This is a genomic window from Streptomyces sp. NPDC107521 (genome assembly GCF_055598485.1).
Window position 1 is genome coordinate 25,716 of sequence record NZ_JBVKAT010000019.1, and the last position, 16,261, is coordinate 41,976.

Genomic DNA, 16,261 nt, shown 5'->3' on the forward strand with positions numbered 1-16,261 from the left:
TCCTGGCCCGCCGAACTGGTGGACGGCGACCTCGTCCTCCGGCCGATAAGGCTGCGCGACCAGCGCGCCTGGCGCGAGGTCAACCGCCGCAACCGCGACTGGCTGCGCCCCTGGGAGGCGACCATCCCGCCGCCCGCGCCCGGCGCCCCCGCCGGTCACCGGCCGACCTACCGCCAGATGGTCCGTCACCTGCGCTCGGAGGCGGGCGCGGGCCGGATGCTGCCGTTCGTCATCGAGCACCGGGGCGAACTGGCCGGGCAGTTGACGGTGGCCGGGATCACCTGGGGCTCCATGTGCTCCGGGCACATCGGCTACTGGGTGGACGAGGCGCTGGCCGGCCGGGGGGTCGTGCCGACGGCCGTGGCGATGACCGTCGACCACTGCTTCCGCACCGTCGGGCTGCACCGCGTCGAGGTCTGCATCCGTCCCGAGAACCGGCCCAGCCGCCGGGTGGTGGAGAAACTCGGTTTCCGCGAGGAGGGACTGAGGCCGCGTTACCTCCACATCGACGGGGGATGGCGCGACCACCTGGTCTTCGCGCTCACCGCGGAGGAGGTCCCCGAGGGGCTGCTCCGCCGCTGGCAGCGGACACGGAGCCGGAGCGCGCGCAACCCGGGGAATCCGACCCGTCCGGGAACCGGAATGGAATAGGTGTTCGATATAAAAGCCAATCCAGCGGTCTTCTGATCACATCAGTCATAAAAAAAGTGAGAAATATCAGCCAGATCGTGCGACACACCGGCTCAATTGGCGGATGGCCTCGTGCGAACCCCTCTACCGTGTGAGGCGTGAGCAGCAGCGGCCTCATCTACGCAGTCATTGTCGGGGCCTGGGCCGCCTACTTGGTGCCGATGTGGCTCCGTAGGCAGGACGAGCTGAACGAGGCCCGTCCGACGGAACGCTTCAGCACGGCCATCCGGTTGCTGTCCGGACGGGCGGGGATGGAGCGCCGGTACGCCAAGGACCTGCGGTCACGCCCGGCCTCCGAGGCGGAGCCGGACGCCGACGCGCCGGACGCCGCCACCGATTCGGTGGACGTCCGGGCGTTCGCCGTGTCCAGGACCGGACGCCAGTCCCGGGCCGAGGCGCGGCCGTCCGCGCCCGAGCGGTCCGCGGCACCGCCGCCGGCCGAGCGCCCCGGGGCCCGGCCCGCCGCCGGACGCCCCTCGGATCGGCCTTCGCAGGAGCGGTCCTCGGATCGCCCCTCGGATCAGCCCTCGCCGGAGCGGTCCGGGCCGGAGCGGTCCGGGCCGGAGCGGTCCGCGCCGGAGCGCCGACGGGGGCCCGCCGCCCGGCCCGCCCCCGGTTCCCCGGAGGCCGCGGCCCGCGCCCGGCGCTCCCAGGTACTGGCGCGCCGCCGGCGCACCACCGTGGTCCTCTTCCTGGCCTTCACGCTCGGCTCGGGCGTCGCGGCCGTCGGCGGGCTGGCGTTCCTCTGGGCCCCCGCAGTGCCCGCGGTGCTGCTCAGCGCGTACATCGCCCATCTGCGCTCCCAGGAGCGGCGCCGGTTCACCTTCCAGATGGACCGCCGTCAGGCCGAGGCCGCGGCGCAGCGCCTGCGGGACCGCGACGGGCGGACGCGGCGCCGCGCCCCCGCCGACCTCCCGGGCGACCCCGGCGCCGACGAACCGGACGACGCGCCCGAGGCGGAGGCCGACTCCGGGCTCTCGGCCCTGGCCGCCGACCGCCGGGCCCTGGTGGAGCAGACCGACCACGCCGAGTGGGTCGACCAGCAGCGCGAACGGCAGCGGCGGCCCGGCCGCGGAGAGAGCTGGGACCCGGTCCCGGTGCCGCTGCCCACCTACGTCACCGCGCCGGTGGCCCCCCGCGCCACCCCGGACATCGACCTCGGGGCGCCGGACGCCTGGAGCTCGGCCCGCTCCAGCGCGATGACCCCGGACCGCGAGACCCCGGCGGTCCCGTCCCCCGCCGGTCCCTCCCCGGCGTCCGGCGCGGGCTCCGCCTCCGGTTCCGAGGGGCGCGGCGCCCACCAGGACCGCCCGTCCCCCGGGGCCGAGGAGCGCCCCGAGGCGCCCCGGCGCAGCGGTGCCCGCCGGGCCGCCTCCGCCCGCCGCTCCCGCGAGCGCGGCCGGACCCCGCTCTTCGACCAGTACGAGGACGGCGACCGTCCCCGCGCGGCCAACGAGTAGCCGGCCCCGCACGGCCCCTCGCGGGACCCTCCCGGGCGGCACCGGGAAGTGATTTTTGAGCAGGCCGGTCGGGGTGCTAAAGTTTCACTCGTTGCAAGGGCCTGTGGCGCAGTCTGGTAGCGCACCTCGTTCGCATCGAGGGGGTCTGGGGTTCAAATCCCCACAGGTCCACGCACATTGTTTCTGAGGAATCCTCAGAAGCGTTGACGAGATCCCGTCCGATCACATGATCGGGCGGGATCTTCGTCGTTCCGGGGAGTTTTCGGCGGGCGTCCGGGCCGATGCCGTCGTCCTTCCGGTCCGGCGGGGGCCGCCGGGGAAGTCGCGTGCTCCGCCGGGGTCGGGAGCGGCCCTGCTCGCCCGGGTCCCGGCGGCGGCTCCTCCCGGAGTGATCCGGCGAACTTAGGCTAGCCTAAGTTCATGTCGGTTGCTGTCAGTCGCACGCGCGCCGCGGACGTCCTCCGCTGGACCGAGCCCTTCCCGGGCGGTGCCCTGGTGGTCGAGCCCTATCTGCTGACCACGGCGGTCCTCGGCGGACCGGAGGCGGCCGCGTTCTCCGGCGGGGCGCACACCCACGCCGACGCCCTGCTGGCCTGGCCGCACCTCGGGCCGATGACGGTGCACACCCCCGACGCGGTGCGGCACCTCGTCCCGGGCCAGGGCCTGTGGCTGCCGCCCGGGACCCCGCACGCCTGCCGGCCCGAGGCGGACAGCGTGAGCTGCTTCACGTACGTCACCCGGAAGGCGATCCCGCCGCACCGCACCTTCCCGCACAGGGTGCGGGTCGGCCGCGCCCTGCAGGAGATGCTGCTCCACCTCGACGCCACCGCCATGCCCGACGGTCTGCGGCTGCGCACCCAGCGCGTGGTCCTCGACATGCTGGAGGAGGACCCGGGCACGGTGATCGAGGTCCCGGTGCCGGAGGACCGGCGCATCCGCGCGCTGGCCGAGGACGTCATGCGCGATCCGGAGAGCGGCCTCTCGCTGGAGCAGTGGGCCGCGCGGCACGCGCTGAGCGTGCGCACGGTCACGCGGGCCTTCGTCCAGGACGTCGGCATGCCCTTCGCCCGGTGGCGCTCACTGGTGCGGATGTCCCTGGCCACCGGCCTGCTCGCCCGGGGGCACGGGGTGAACCTGGTCGCCCACCGCTGCGGCTACACCACCACCAGTGCCTTCTCCGCGGCCTTCCGCCGGGTGACCGGCGTCAGCCCGACCGAGTACCTGCGGCGGCACGCGGCCGCGGTCCCCGCCCGCGACTGACGGACGGGCACGGCCCGCACCCGCGACTGACGGACGGCACGGTCCCCGCCCGCGGCTGACGGACGGGCACGGCCCGCACCGGGGCCGACGCGCGCGGCGGGGTCCCGCGCCCCGTCCGGCGTTCCCGGCACCACCCCGGTATCCCTGGCGCCCCCCGCCCCCCGCCCCGCGCCGAGCCCCGTGCACCCCGGCCGGCCCGTCACCCGTCACCCGTCCCGTGGCCGCCCGTCGCCCCGTCCCGTCGTCGCCCGCCGCCGCGTACCGGGGCGGCCGCCCTCCCGCGCGCCGTGGCTCCATCGCCCCTCATCGCCGTCTCCGTGGCTGATCCGCGACGCGGTCTGGCCGGATCGCGCCCCTCGCCTCCGTCGGTGCCCCATAGCTTTCACTCAAGTGAGGGTTACCTAACCAGCGCGGCGGGGGCCTCCGTGCGCCCGTCCGCCGGGCCACCGTGCGGGACCGCGCGGGCCCTCGCCCCGCCCCGTCCCGGGCATCGCCCCGCACGCCCCCGCCCCGATCCAAGGAGAATCATGTCCACATCCCTCCCGGCACGACGCGGAGCGGGACCCCTGGTCCGCGTCCTCGCGCTCACGATCGCCGCCGTCGTGCTCCTCGCGGGCTGCGGCTCCGGGACCGGGAAGGCCCCGGAGGCCGGTGCCGGGAAGGGCGGGAGCGGGGCCGCCGCGAGCTTCCCGGTGACCATCGAGCACGCCCACGGACGCACGACGGTCAAGGAGAAGCCCCGTCGCGTCGTGGCGATGAGCTGGATGTCGCTGGACGTCGTCGCCGCCCTGGGCACCGTCCCCGTCGGCGTCGACGAGCAGTGGGGCGGCGACAAGGAGGGCCACACCCCCTGGTTCCGCGACGCGGTGGAGGAACTCGGCGGCCCGATGCCCGAGATCCTGCGCTACGGAGAGTCCGGGGAGATCGACTTCGAGCAGATCCTCGCCCTGGAGCCCGACCTGATCATCGGCCTCTACTCCGGCATCACGGACGTCGACTACCAGCGCCTCACCGAGATCGCCCCCACCCTCCCGTACCTGAAGAAGCCCTGGGACGGCGGGACCTGGCAGGAGATGACCCGCACCATCGGCAGGGCGATGGGCGAGGACGCCAGGGCCCGGGAGCTGGTCACGGACGTGCAGGGGCGGCTCGCCGCCGTCGGCGAGAGCCACCCGGAGTTCAAGGGCACCACCTTCGCCTACGGGGTGGCGCTCTCGTCCGGCTCCACCGAGGTCGGCCTGTACCTCGACTACGACGCGCGGGTACGGCTGCTGACCGAGCTGGGCTTCGAGAACACCCCCTCGATGGAGCGGATCGCCTCCACCGCCAAGGGCACCAACTGGTACGGCGGGGTCAGCCTGGAGAAGCTCGACACGATCGACGCCGACATCTTCGTCGCCTGGGCCAACGGGCCCGAGGACGTCAAGCACTCCCTCGACGACCCGCTGTTCCGGCGCTGGAAGCCGATCGCCGGCAAGCGCTACGCCTTCGTCCAGGACCCGACCCTGGGCATGGCCACCAGCGGCCCCTCGGTGCTCTCCATCCCCTGGGCGATCGAACGCTACGTGCCGATGCTCGCCGCCGCCGTCGCGGGCCGGGGCACCACCGGCGCGGGCGCCTGACCACCGGCTCCCGCCCCGGTGACACCCCCGAGGACCCCCATGAAGACCGCACCGCCCCCGCCCGCCGCCCGCGCGGCGCGTGACGAGCCGGGCCCGCCCGCCGCCGCGGGCCGGGCCCGGCGGGACCGGCTCCGCCCGCTGGTCCTGCTCGCCGCCCTCGCGCTGCTGCTCGCCGCCGCCGTGCTCAGCGTCATGACCGGCGCCCGCCCGCTCGCCCCCGGCACGGTGTGGGACGCGCTGTTCCACCACGACGATTCCGCCGCCCACGCGACCGTGCGCGAACTGCGGCTGCCGCGCACGGTGATCGGACTCGTCACCGGCGCGGCCCTCGGCCTGAGCGGGGCGCTGATCCAGGCGTTCACCCGCAACCCGCTGGCCGACCCCGGCATCCTCGGCGTCAACGCGGGCGCGAGCCTCGCCGTGACCTTCGCGGTCGCCGTCCTCGGGATCACCTCCCCGGGCCGGTTCATCTGGTTCGCCCTGGCCGGGGCGTTCGTCCTGACCGTGCTCGTCTACGTCCTCGGCTCGATCGGCGCCGACCGCGGCTCCCCGGTCAAACTCACCCTGGCGGGCGTCGCGTTCGGCGCCGTGTGCGGCGGGATCACCTCCGCCATGGTGCTCCGGAGCACGACCACCCTCGACGTCATGCGGTTCTGGGCGGTGGGGTCCATCGGCGGCCGGTCGCTCGACGTCCTCGCGGTCGCCCTGCCCCTGGTCGGCGCGGGCCTGGCCCTGGGCCTGCTCAGCGCCGGACCGCTGAACGCCCTCGCGCTCGGCGACGACGCCGCCCGGGCGCTCGGCACCCGCCCGGCGGCGACCCGGCTGGCCGTCGTCCTCGCGGTCACGCTGCTCGCGGGCACCTCCGTCGCCGTCGCCGGGCCCATCTCCTTCGTCGGGCTGATGGTGCCCCACGCGGTCCGCTGGTGCGTCGGCCCCGACCAGCGGTGGATCCTCCCCGTCACCGTCCTCGCCGCGCCCGCCTTCCTGCTCGTCGCCGATGTCGTCGGGCGCGTGGTGCTGCCCTCCGGGGAGCTGCGGGTCGGCCTGGTCACCTCGCTGGTCGGCGCCCCCGTCCTGGTCGCGCTGGTCCGCCGCCGGAAGGCGAGCGCCCTGTGACCGCCGAGCCCCGCGCGCACCCCGAGCCCCGCGCGCACTCCGAGCCCCGCGGGTCCGCGGGCCGGGTGGACTTCGGGCGCGCCGTGTGGGTCCGGCGCACCGGTCCGCTGGCCCTGCTCGTGGACCGGCGGTCCGTGCTGGTCTGCGCCGCCCTGGCGGCCGCGGTGGCCGTGCTCGGCGTGCTCACCCTCGGCTCCGGCTCCCTCCCGCTCACCCCCGCGCAGGTGCTCTCCGCCCTCCTCGACCCGGACGCCGACCACCGCGTGCGGCTCGTCGTCGTCCACTGGCGGCTGCCCCGGCTGCTGCTCGCGCTGCTCTGCGGGGCGGCCCTGGCCGTCAGCGGGGCGATCTTCCAGTCGCTGACCCGCAATCCGCTCGGGTCGCCCGACGTGATCGGCTTCACCTCCGGCTCGTACGCGGGCGCCAGCGTCGTCCTGCTGCTGCTCGGCACCGCCGACCACCTCGCCGTGGCGTCGGGGTCCCTGACCGGCGGGGCGGTGACCGCCCTCGCGGTGTACCTGCTGGCCCACCGGGGCGGAACGGACCCCTTCCGCCTCATCATCGTCGGCATCGCCGTCGGCGCCTTCCTGTCCTCCCTCACCTCGATGCTGCTGCTGTCGGTCAGCCCGCAGCAGGCGATGCTGGCGGCCACCTGGGGCGCCGGGTCGCTCAGCGGGCTCGGCTTCGCCCAGCTCGGCCCCGCCGCGGCCGTCCTGGCCGTCCTGCTGGTCTGCTCCGGCGCCGTGGTACGGCCCCTGGTCCATCTGGAGGCGGGCGACGACACCGCCGTGGCACTGGGCGTCCACGCGCGGCGCACCCGGCTCCTCGCCACCCTCACCGGCGTCGCGCTCACCGCGCTGGTGACCGCGGTCGTCGGCCCGATCGCCTTCGTCGCGCTGGCGGCGCCGCAGATCGCCCGGCGCCTCACCCGGAGCTGCACCACGCTGCGGATCGTCCCGGCGGCCCTGACCGGCGCCGCGCTGCTGGTCGCGGCCGACCTCGTCGCCCAGCGGGTCGAGGTCCCGGTCGGCGTCGTGACGGTCTCCGTCGGCGGGCTCTACCTCGCCTGGCTCCTGGCCCTCCAGTACAGCGGACGGCGCCGATGACCCCGGCCCCGCCGCCCCCGCCGTTCCGCCCGACCGCCGCCCCGTGCCGCCCGCCGGCACCGGACCCCGACCCGACAGGAGCCCCCGTGACCGCCCGCACCGCCCGGCCCGCCCGGGAAGAGCCCGCCCCGGCCCGGCCGGAGGCGACCGACGCCGCCCCCGGCCACGCCCGGCGGACCGTCCCGGAGCACCCGGAGCACCCGGAGCACCCGGAGCACCCGGAGCACCTGGTGCACCTGGTGCACCCGGACCCCACCGATCCGCACGGTTCCCCCGTCGCGGTGCCGCACGACCGGAGCCGGGCCGCGCGCCCCGCCGGCCGACCCGTCGCCCCGCGCGCCGGCCTGGTCGTCGCCGGCGGCGCCCCCTGGGAGGCCGTCACCGCCGAACGGGTGGAAGAGGTGTGCGGGCCGCCCTGCGGGACCGTCCCCGGCCCGGCCGTCCCGGCGTCCGCGGCCGTCCCGGCGTCCGCGGCCGTCCCGGCGTCCGCGGCCGTCCCGGCGTCCGCGGCCGTCCCGCAGGCCCGTCCCCGGAGCACCCGGTGACCCGGGGCGGGACCGGCGTCCGCGACGAGGGGTCCGTCCCCGCGCTGTTCCGCGTCGCGCTGCTGAGCGGGGGGCGGGCCCGGCTGCTGGTGCTGACCACGCTCGGGTTCATGCTGCACCAACTCTGCGAGGCCCTGGTGCCGGTCCTGATCGGCGTCGTCATCGACCGGGCCCTGGCCCCGGGGGACCGCACCGCCCTGCTCGGCTGGCTCGCCGTCCTCGCCGGGGTGTTCGCCGTCCTCTCCCTGTCCTACCAGCGGGCCGCCGCCGCCATGGTGACCGTCTACGGTCACGGCGAACACGCCCTGCGCCAGCGCGCCGTGGAACGGCTGCTGGACCCGCGCGGACTGCGCGGCGCCCCGGGGACCGGCGAGGCGCTCGCCCTGGTCTCGTCGGACACCTACCGGGTGGCGGGCGTCTCCTGGAGCGTCGTCCAGCAGGCGTCCACCCTCACGGCGATCCTCACCGCCTCCACCGCCCTGCTGATCGTCTCGGTGCCGCTGGGCCTCGGCGTCATCGTCGGCACCGTACTGATGCTGGCCCTGATGCGCCGTCTGTCGGCGCCGCTGGAGGCACGGGGCCTGGCCGAGCAGGGATCGGCGGCGCGGGCCGGCGAGGTGGCCACCGACATGATCACCGGACTGCGGGTGGTGATCGGCATGAACGCCCGCGCCGAGGCCGCCCGCCGCTACCGCGCCGCCAGCCGGGACTCCCGGGACGGCGCCGTCGCCGCCGCCCGCGCCGTCCTCGCCTACGGCGGCCTCAGCAGGCTCCTGTCGGGGGTGTTCCTCGCGGCCCTCGCCACCGCCGCCGGACTGCTCGCGCTCGACGGGCGGCTGACCATCGGCCGGCTCGTGACCGTGCTGGGCCTCGCCCAGTACCTTCAGGGCGCCCTCGCCCACGTCGGCACCTTCGCCTCCAACTGGGCGCACAAACGGGCCTCCGCCCGCCGGCTCGGCGCCCTGATCGGACGGCCGCCCCTGATCGCCGCCGTCCCCGGCACGGTCCCCGGCACCCCACCGGACCCGCCCCGGGAGTCCGTCCCCGGCGCCCCGCTGCTGCGCTGGCACCCGCCCGGCACCACCGGGCCCGTGGACGTCCGCCCCGGCGAACGCGTCGGCGTCGTCCCGCGCGACGCCGCGCACGCCCGGGAGCTCTCCGACCGCCTCGGCCACCGGATGCCGCTGGACCGCGGCGAACTCCTGCTGGACGGCGCCGACGCGGTCGACCTCGGACCGGACCGGGTCCGGGCCCGGATCGTCGCCGCCCCCCACCACGGGACGGTGTTCTCCGGCACCCTGCGCTCCAACGTCGTCCCCCCGGGCCGCGACCCCGATCCCGCCGTGTTCCGGGCCGCCCTGCTCGACGACGTCCTCGACCACGTCGGCGGCGACCTGGCCGAGGTCGGCGAGCGGGGCCGCAGGCTCTCCGGCGGACAGCGCCAGCGCCTGCTCCTCGCCCGCGCCCTGCACACCGGCGCCGACCTCGTCGTCCTCGACGAACCCACCACCGCCGTCGACCCCTCCACCGAGCGGCGCATCGCCCGGGGCTTGCGCGAGCTGCCCGGCACCATCCTGCTGATCACCACGAGCCCCCTCCTGCTCGCCGCCTGCGACCGGGTGGTCGACCTCGGCGGGCCGGACCACGAACCGGAAGGAACACCCCGGTGAGCGCCTGGAACGACACCCCGGTCGGCGACGGGGAGGACACCCCGGTGGGCGACGGGGAGGACACCCCGGTGGGCGACGGGGGAGACACCCCGGTGGAGGCCGGGGAGGACGCCCGCGCGAGTGCCGGGAAGGTGACCCAGGCGGGCACCGGGAAGGACGCCCCGTCCGGTGCCCGTCCGCCCCGCGCCCTGCCGGTCGCCGGTCCGCGCCGCACCCGGCGCGAGGTGCGGCGACGGCTCGGAGCGCACCGGGGGCGGCTCGCCGCGGCCCTGCTCACCCTGGTCGCCGGCACGGCGGTCACACTCACCACCCCGCCGCTGCTCGGCGCCGTCGTGGACGCGGTCGTCGACCGGGCCGCGCCGGGCCGGTTCCTCGTCCTCGGTCTGCTCCTGGTGCTCGCCGCGGCGGCCGGGGCGCTGTCGGCCCTCGTGGGCGGGCGGATGCTGGCCGCGCTGGTGCAGGACGTGCTGGCGGAGCTGCGCGAGGACGTCTTCCGGACCGCCGTCCACCTGCCCGCCGACCTGGTGGAGTCCTCCGGCAGCGGCGACGTCGTCTCCCGGGTCACCCGGGACGTCGAGGCGGTCTCCGAGGCCGCCTCCGACGTGCTGCCCGACGTCACCGCCGCCGGACTCACCGTCGCCCTGAGCGTGGTCGGGCTGGCGGTCCTCGATCCCCGGCTGGCCCTGGCCGGACTCGTCTGCCTGCCCGTCCACGTCCTCGCCACCCGGCGGTTCCTGGCCCGTTCGCACGCGGTGTACGGGGACGTCCGCCGCCTGGAGTCGGAACGCGGGCAGTCCGTCGTGGAGTCCGTGCAGGGCGCCGAGACGGTGCGGGCCCACCGGGAGCAGGACCGGCGGCTGGCGGAACTGGCCCGGCGCAGCCTGCGGGCGGTCGAACGGCAGCGGGACGGGGCGCGGCTGCGGAACCGCTTCACCGGTCTGCTCAACGCGGCGGAGTTCCTCGGCCTCGCGGCGGTGCTCACCACCGGCTTCGCGCTGGTGCGCTCGGGACAGGTCTCGCTGGGCGCCGCGACCGCCGCCGCCCTCTACTTCCACCGGCTCTTCGACCCGATCGGCGCGCTGCTGCGCAGCCTCGACGACATCCAGCGGGCCACGGTGGGCCTGGCCCGCCTGGTCGGGATCACCGATCTGGGCGTCCTGGGCGTCCCGGGCGACGGGGACCCGGGCGACGGGGACCCGGCGGCGCCCCGGGAGGCGGTGCCGGGCACGGGGATAGGGGTGGAGGACGTCTCGTACACGTACGACGGGGTGCGTCCGGTGCTCCGCGGCATCCGGCTGGAGGTGCCGGCGGGCACCAGCCTCGCCCTCGTCGGGGCCAGCGGCTCGGGCAAGAGCACCCTGGCCCGCCTGATCGCGGGGCTGGACGAACCCACCCGGGGCCGGATCACGGCCGGCGGCGGTGCCCGCTACCTGGTCACCCAGGAGACCCATCTGTTCGGCGGCACCCTCGCCGACAACCTGCGGCTGGCCCGGCCCGGCGCCACCGACGCCGAACTCGCCGACGCCCTGCGCGAGGTGGGGGCCGACTGGGCGCTGACGGGGGAGTACGGGCTCGGCACGGTGCTCGGTCCCGGCGGGGCGCCCCTGGACGACGGCGCCGTGCAGCACCTCGCGCTGGCCCGGGTGCTGCTCGCCGATCCGCCCGTCGTCGTCCTCGACGAGGCCACCGCCGAGTCCGGGCCCCGCACCCAGGCGCTGCTGCGGTCCGCCCTCGCCCGGGCCGTCCGGGGCCGCACCGCCGTGATCGTGGCCCACCGCCTGGAGCAGGCCAGGGACGCGGACCGGGTCCTCGTCCTGGACCGGGGCGAGACCGCCGGGTACGGCAGCCACGCCGAACTCCTCGCCCGGCCGGGCGAGTACGCGGCCCTGTGGGAGGCGTACACCTCCACCGGAGCCGTCCCCGGGCCCCGTCCGCCGGGGGGTGCGGGGGGTGCGCCTTCCGGGACCGTCGACGGGACTCCCGGTCCCGGCGACGCGCCTTCCGGTCCCGGCGGGGCGCGGCCGGGCTCGGACGCCGCCGGTACCGGGTCGGGCGACGCGCACCCCGGCTCCGGTGACGCCGGGACCGGGGCCGGGGAGTCCCGTACGGGGTCCGGAGGGTCCTGTACGGGTTCCGGTGGCGCCCGGCCCGGAGCGGGGGAGGCCCGGACCGGGGTGGTCGACGTCCGCCCCGTGCCCGGTGGCGCCCGCCGCCGGTCCGAGGAGGCGCCTGCCGGGTCGGCCGACGCGCCTTCCGGGCCCGGCGGCGTGCCCCGCGCGCCCGGACCCGTCCACCCGCCGTCCGCACCGTCCGCAGGACCGGGGGCGAGAGGCCCCCGTACGAAGGAGCAGCACCCATGACCATCCACCGCGCCGTCGTCTCCCGCGTCCGGCGGGTCTCCCCGGCCATGGCCCGGGTCACCCTGCACGGAGAGGGCCTCGCCGGCTTCGTCTCGACGGGGATCGGCGACGAGTACGTACGCCTCTTCCTCCCGCACGGCCCCGACCACCGTGACGTCTCCCTGCCCGAGGCCACCGGGGACGGCGGCTGGCGGAACCCCGAGGGACGGCCCGCCGCCCCGATGCGCACCTACACCGTGCGGGCGGTCCGCCCGGAGGCCGGGGAGATCGACATCGACTTCGTGCTGCACGACCACGGGGTGGCGTCCGGCTGGGCCGCGGCGGCCCGCCCCGGGGACGTGCTCGGCCTCACCTCCCCCACCGGGCTCTACGATCCCCCCGCCGACCTCGCCTGGCAGGTCCTGGTCACCGACCTGACGGGCCTGCCCGCCGCGGCCCGGATCGTCGAGCAGACACCGGCGGGGATCAGGACCCGGGCGGTCGTCGAGGTGCCCGACCCGTCCTGCGCGCAGCCGCTCCCGGACCGCCCGCATTTGCGGACGACCTGGGTGTACGGGGGCAACGGCCACGGACCGAGCCGACTGGCCGAGCTGGCCGCCGCGGCGGTCCCGCCGGGCACCGACCCGACCGGCGGGTACGTGTGGGCCGCCGGGCAGACGACGGCCTGCCGGGGCGTACGGCGCCATCTGCGGCGGGATCTCGGGCTGCCCGCGGAACGGTTCAAGGTGGTCGGCTACTGGATGCCGGGGGCCGAGACCTGGACCGAGCGGTACGGGGCGCTGCCCGCCCTTGTCCGCGCGGAGCTGGAGGCCCTCTGGGACGACCCGGCCCGGGAACCGGAGGACATCGCCGTGGAGTACGAGTCCCGCCTCGGCGCGCACGGCCTGTGAACGGCGGGGGCGGAGGCCCCCGCGGCGGAGGCTCCGGTGGGGGAGGGGGCCGTACGCCGTGGGTACGGGGCGGGTGTCCCGGAGTCCGGGAGCGGGCGGGTCCGCGCCGGGGGAGCGGTGCCGTCGGCACGTCCTGGCCTTCGTCGGACCTTCGTCGGGCCTTCGACCGGGCATGCCCGCCCGCGTCCTCGGGTGACGCGCCCCGGCCGTGAGCCCCGTACCCGGCCCCGGCTCCGAGCCGAGGGACGGGGGCGACCGTGAGCCGACGTCTCCCCGGCCCTGATGTCCCCGGCCCCGGTTCCAGGCGCCGGGGTGGGGCCGGGGTTCGAGGTGGCCGGGGGCCAAGGGGCCTGGGTTCGAGGCGGCCGGAGGCCGCCGTGAAGCCCGGCCCGCGCCCCGCCCGGCTACAGCGCCTTCGCGTAGCAGAGGCTCTCGTCGTGGAAGCGGTAGTAGCCGAACTTCTCGCAGGGCGCGTAGCCGCTGGAGGCGTACAGGGACACGGCCTCGGGCTGCTTGGTGCCGGTCTCCAGCACCATGCGGACGCGGCCGGCCGCGCGGGCGTCCTCCTCCAGGAGGGCCAGCACGCGCCGGGCCAGGCCCCGGCCGCGCGCCCGCTCGACCACGAACATCCGCTTCAGCTCGGCGTCCCCGTCCCGGTTGCCCTCCTCGTTGGTGTCCCTGCGGCGCCAGCCGCCGGAGGCGACCGGGACGTCGTCCTCGTCGTACACGAGCAGGTACAGGCCGTTCGGCACCGCGAAGTCGGCCGCGTCGAGGTGGGTGGCGTCCCCGCCGTCGCCGTAGCGGACGTCGTACTCGGCCTGGACCTCGTCGTTGAGCTTCATGGCGTCGGGGTGGTCGAAGGGAACCCGGCGGATATTCATGCTTTCTACCGTATTTCAATGCATCGTGACACGGGACATCGTCCAGTGTGCCGGTATGGTGCCCTGTTGTTCACCGTGACCTTCGTCAAGGTCCGGGGTGCGGGTGTGAGGGCAGGGAGAGTGCGTTGCTGACAGTGACCTCCGTCAACGTGAACGGTCTGCGTGCCGCCGCGAAGAAGGGCTTCGTGGAGTGGCTGGCGGGCACCTCGGCCGACGTGCTGTGCCTCCAGGAGGTGCGCGCCGAGCCGGAGCAGCTCCCCGGGCACGTCCGCGCCCCCGAGGGCTGGCACGTGACGCACGCCCCCGCCGCCGCCAAGGGCCGCGCGGGCGTCTCCCTCTACAGCCGCCGCGAGCCGGACGCGGTGCGGATCGGCTTCGGGTCGTCCGAGTTCGACACCAGTGGGCGGTACGTCGAGGCCGACCTGCCGGGGGTGACGGTCGCCTCGCTCTACCTGCCGTCCGGCGAGGTCGGCACCGAGCGGCAGGACGAGAAGATCCGCTTCATGGACGCCTTCCTCGCCCATCTCAAGGAACTGCGCGAACGGGCCGCCGCCGAGGGCCGCGAGGTCGTGGTCTGCGGCGACTGGAACATCGCCCACCAGCGGGCCGACCTGAAGAACTGGCGCGGCAACACCAGGAACTCCGGCTTCCTGCCCGAGGAGCGCGACTGGCTCACCCGGGTCCTCGACCCGGCCGAGGGCGGCTACGCCGACGTGGTGCGCGCCCTGCACCCGGACGTGGAGGGCCCGTACTCGTGGTGGTCGTACCGGGGGCGTGCCTTCGACAACGACACGGGCTGGCGCATCGACTACCACATCGCGACGCCCGGCCTGGCGGCGAAGGCGGTCAAGGCCACGGTGGAGCGCGCCGCGACCCACGCGGACCGCTGGTCCGACCACGCCCCGGTGACGGTGGTCTACGACCACTAGCGGCCAACACCCGCCGCGTCCGCGTCCGCGTCCACGGCACGACGCGAAAGGAAGCCCTGGCCAAGCTCACCGAGAAGATCGCCGCCAGCAACCGCGGTCTCCCCATCCCTCTGCGCAGGGCAGCCTGGCCGCATACCTGACGTACTGGCTGGAGAACGTCGCCGTCTCCCAGCTCCGCGAGAACACCCACACGCGATACGCCGCCTGCGTCGACCGGTACCTGATTCCCGGCCTGGGTAAGAAGAAGCTCACCGTCAAGGACATCTGTACCTGGCTCAACCAGCTCCGCACCACCTGTCAGTGATGCACGCGCGGCATCGACGCCCGGCGTGAACAGTCCCGCTGCTGGGCCGCTGGCCGGTGCGGAGCCAAGCTGCTCTCCCCGCTGACGCTCACCTACCTCCATTCCGTGCTCAAGTCCGCCTTGGAGCACGCCGTCCGCGAGGAGGAGACCCCGCGCAACGTCGCCCGCAACGTCCGCACCGGCACCCCACGGCCCCGGCGCTTCGAACCCCTCACCGTCGACGAAGCCCGCCAGTTCCTCACAGCCGCGCGCAGACACCGGCTCCATGCCCTGTTCGAACTCGCCCTCCACACCGGACTCCGTAAAGGCGAACTCCTTGGCCTTCACTGGGAAGACCTCCATCTCAACGGTGGAACCGCCACCATCCACCGCTCCCGCCAGCGCACCTGCAGCCAGGGCCTGACCGTCCTGAAAGCCAAGAACCTCGCCTTCGCACGCCGCATCGCCCTCCCCGCCGCATGCATCAGCTCCCTCAAGATCCACCAGGAACGGCAACAGGAAGAGCGCAGGCCGCCGGAACGGACTGGGCGGACAATGGGCTCCTCTTCACCACCCCGAAGGGCAGGCCGCTCGACCCCACCAACCTCACCCGCCACTTCCGCCGCCTCATCCACAGCGCAGGACTCCGGACGATCCGCTTCCACGACCTTCAACACTCGACCGCCACCCTGCTCCTGGAACAGGGCGTCGACCTCGTCGTCATCAAGGAACTCTTCGGCCACGCCCACATCGGCGTCACCGCCACTGTCTACGCCCACGTCCGACTCCGCCTCCAACGCGACGCTATCGATATCCTCGGCCACGCCCTCCGCAACCCAGCCGAGAGTGCAGGCCAGCCCGACTGCGGTGACGACCCACCGCTCTGCGCAGCCCCCGTCCGCTGACGTTGCCGTCAACTACTGCCGTCAGACCGTGCTGAAGCCCCGCCAGGACATACCTGACGGGGCTTCAAATTCCCATCTGCGTGCGGGCTCTATCGCCCCCAGGCAGACTCACGGAACCGCCGCACCTGAGAGGTGCTCGTCGACCACTCAGAGATCCGGTTTCCATCCTCGTCGACCGACGATCGAGCCTCTACGTACCGCCACGGCTCCTGCGGGTTGAACTGCTCGCTGAGTTCGTCCAGGAAGATGATCGAGTTCTGCACGTAGACCTCTTCCCCGTCCCGATACATCGGCCAACAGGAGATGAAGTTACTGGCCGCCGGATCGGTGATTGAGGCGATGAGGCAGGAGGTTGAATTATCGGCCTCTTCTAGCTTCCTCAGCGCACCATTCCAGCTTCGGCGATAGTCATCCACCGTCCAGAAACTCAGGTCCATCAGGAACGTCTCCGTGAACTCGCCGACCCTGATCCTGCCGACCGCCTCAGAGGGCAGCGAACTCGTACCCTCTGAGGTCGGGCAATCGATCACCTCGATCACGAAGT

13 protein-coding genes, 1 tRNA gene and 1 pseudogene are annotated in these 16,261 nt (G+C 75.1%); 13 read left to right on the top strand and 2 right to left on the bottom strand.

Going from position 1 to position 16,261, the window contains the following annotated elements; translation table 11 throughout:
* The first annotated feature begins 18 nt into the window (after nucleotides 1-18).
* From ACZ7LB_RS24905 to ACZ7LB_RS24955, 11 genes are all read left to right on the top strand, one after another.
* A complete protein-coding gene (locus tag ACZ7LB_RS24905) occupies nucleotides 19-651 on the top strand; it encodes a GNAT family N-acetyltransferase (protein ID WP_471471307.1) in 633 nt (210 codons plus the stop codon).
* A gap of 137 nt (nucleotides 652-788) precedes the next feature.
* Nucleotides 789-2,150: a divisome protein SepX/GlpR gene (gene sepX, locus ACZ7LB_RS24910; protein ID WP_471471309.1), complete on the top strand. Its 1,362-nt coding sequence runs from the start codon at nucleotides 789-791 to the stop codon at nucleotides 2,148-2,150.
* 97 nt (nucleotides 2,151-2,247) lie between these two features.
* Nucleotides 2,248-2,321: transfer RNA gene (locus ACZ7LB_RS24915), tRNA-Ala, on the top strand.
* Nucleotides 2,322-2,570: 249 nt separating this feature from the next.
* Nucleotides 2,571-3,410 carry a helix-turn-helix domain-containing protein gene (locus ACZ7LB_RS24920; protein ID WP_471471311.1) on the top strand — a complete coding sequence of 280 codons (840 nt, stop codon included), beginning with the start codon at nucleotides 2,571-2,573 and terminating at the stop codon, nucleotides 3,408-3,410.
* A 527-nt stretch (nucleotides 3,411-3,937) separates the two neighbouring features.
* Nucleotides 3,938-5,032: an iron-siderophore ABC transporter substrate-binding protein gene (locus ACZ7LB_RS24925; protein ID WP_471471313.1), complete on the top strand. Its 1,095-nt coding sequence runs from the start codon at nucleotides 3,938-3,940 to the stop codon at nucleotides 5,030-5,032.
* 39 nt (nucleotides 5,033-5,071) lie between these two features.
* Entirely contained in the window at nucleotides 5,072-6,148 is a 1,077-nt protein-coding gene (locus ACZ7LB_RS24930) for a FecCD family ABC transporter permease (RefSeq protein WP_471471315.1), read from the top strand.
* Nucleotides 6,145-7,254 carry a FecCD family ABC transporter permease gene (locus ACZ7LB_RS24935; protein WP_471471317.1) on the top strand — a complete coding sequence of 370 codons (1,110 nt, stop codon included), beginning with the start codon at nucleotides 6,145-6,147 and terminating at the stop codon, nucleotides 7,252-7,254. Before ACZ7LB_RS24930 ends, ACZ7LB_RS24935 begins: the two co-directional genes overlap by 4 nt.
* A gap of 86 nt (nucleotides 7,255-7,340) precedes the next feature.
* Nucleotides 7,341-7,799: a hypothetical protein gene (locus ACZ7LB_RS24940; RefSeq protein ID WP_471471319.1), complete on the top strand. Its 459-nt coding sequence runs from the start codon at nucleotides 7,341-7,343 to the stop codon at nucleotides 7,797-7,799.
* Nucleotides 7,796-9,469, top strand: a complete 1,674-nt coding sequence (locus tag ACZ7LB_RS24945) for an ABC transporter transmembrane domain-containing protein (RefSeq protein WP_471471320.1) — start codon at nucleotides 7,796-7,798, stop codon at nucleotides 9,467-9,469. The genes ACZ7LB_RS24940 and ACZ7LB_RS24945 overlap by 4 nt, the downstream gene beginning before the upstream one ends.
* Nucleotides 9,466-11,829, top strand: a complete 2,364-nt coding sequence (locus ACZ7LB_RS24950) for an ABC transporter ATP-binding protein (protein WP_471471322.1) — start codon at nucleotides 9,466-9,468, stop codon at nucleotides 11,827-11,829. The genes ACZ7LB_RS24945 and ACZ7LB_RS24950 overlap by 4 nt, the downstream gene beginning before the upstream one ends.
* Nucleotides 11,826-12,719: a siderophore-interacting protein gene (locus ACZ7LB_RS24955; protein WP_471471324.1), complete on the top strand. Its 894-nt coding sequence runs from the start codon at nucleotides 11,826-11,828 to the stop codon at nucleotides 12,717-12,719. The genes ACZ7LB_RS24950 and ACZ7LB_RS24955 overlap by 4 nt, the downstream gene beginning before the upstream one ends.
* 404 nt (nucleotides 12,720-13,123) lie before the next feature.
* On the opposite strand, the gene ACZ7LB_RS24960 is transcribed toward ACZ7LB_RS24955, so the two are convergent.
* Nucleotides 13,124-13,600, bottom strand: coding sequence for a GNAT family N-acetyltransferase (locus ACZ7LB_RS24960; protein ID WP_265295719.1), 477 nt, complete (start codon nucleotides 13,598-13,600; stop codon nucleotides 13,124-13,126).
* Between the two features lie 125 nt (nucleotides 13,601-13,725).
* Here ACZ7LB_RS24960 and ACZ7LB_RS24965 point away from each other — a divergent pair, with 125 nt between their 5' ends.
* Complete coding sequence (locus ACZ7LB_RS24965; protein WP_471471326.1) at nucleotides 13,726-14,529, top strand: exodeoxyribonuclease III; 804 nt, start codon at nucleotides 13,726-13,728, stop codon at nucleotides 14,527-14,529.
* A pseudogene (locus tag ACZ7LB_RS24970) lies at nucleotides 14,526-15,717 on the top strand (tyrosine-type recombinase/integrase); the annotation flags it as partial. The gene ACZ7LB_RS24965 and the pseudogene ACZ7LB_RS24970, both read left to right, overlap by 4 nt.
* 89 nt (nucleotides 15,718-15,806) lie before the next feature.
* On the opposite strand, the gene ACZ7LB_RS24975 reads toward ACZ7LB_RS24970, so the two are convergent.
* Nucleotides 15,807-16,256, bottom strand: coding sequence for a hypothetical protein (locus tag ACZ7LB_RS24975; protein WP_471471328.1), 450 nt, complete (start codon nucleotides 16,254-16,256; stop codon nucleotides 15,807-15,809).
* Nucleotides 16,257-16,261 lie beyond the last annotated feature (5 nt).

What these genes read in the sequence shown, in the direction of transcription:
- ACZ7LB_RS24955 (WP_471471324.1), top strand. Translation starts at nt 11,826, where the DNA reads ATGACCATCCACCGCGCCGTCGTCTCCCGCGTCCGGCGGGTCTCCCCG.
- ACZ7LB_RS24920 (WP_471471311.1), top strand. Translation starts at nt 2,571, where the DNA reads ATGTCGGTTGCTGTCAGTCGCACGCGCGCCGCGGACGTCCTCCGCTGG.
- ACZ7LB_RS24925 (WP_471471313.1), top strand. Translation starts at nt 3,938, where the DNA reads ATGTCCACATCCCTCCCGGCACGACGCGGAGCGGGACCCCTGGTCCGC.
- ACZ7LB_RS24930 (WP_471471315.1), top strand. Translation starts at nt 5,072, where the DNA reads ATGAAGACCGCACCGCCCCCGCCCGCCGCCCGCGCGGCGCGTGACGAG.
- ACZ7LB_RS24960 (WP_265295719.1), bottom strand. Translation starts at nt 13,600, where the DNA reads ATGAATATCCGCCGGGTTCCCTTCGACCACCCCGACGCCATGAAGCTC.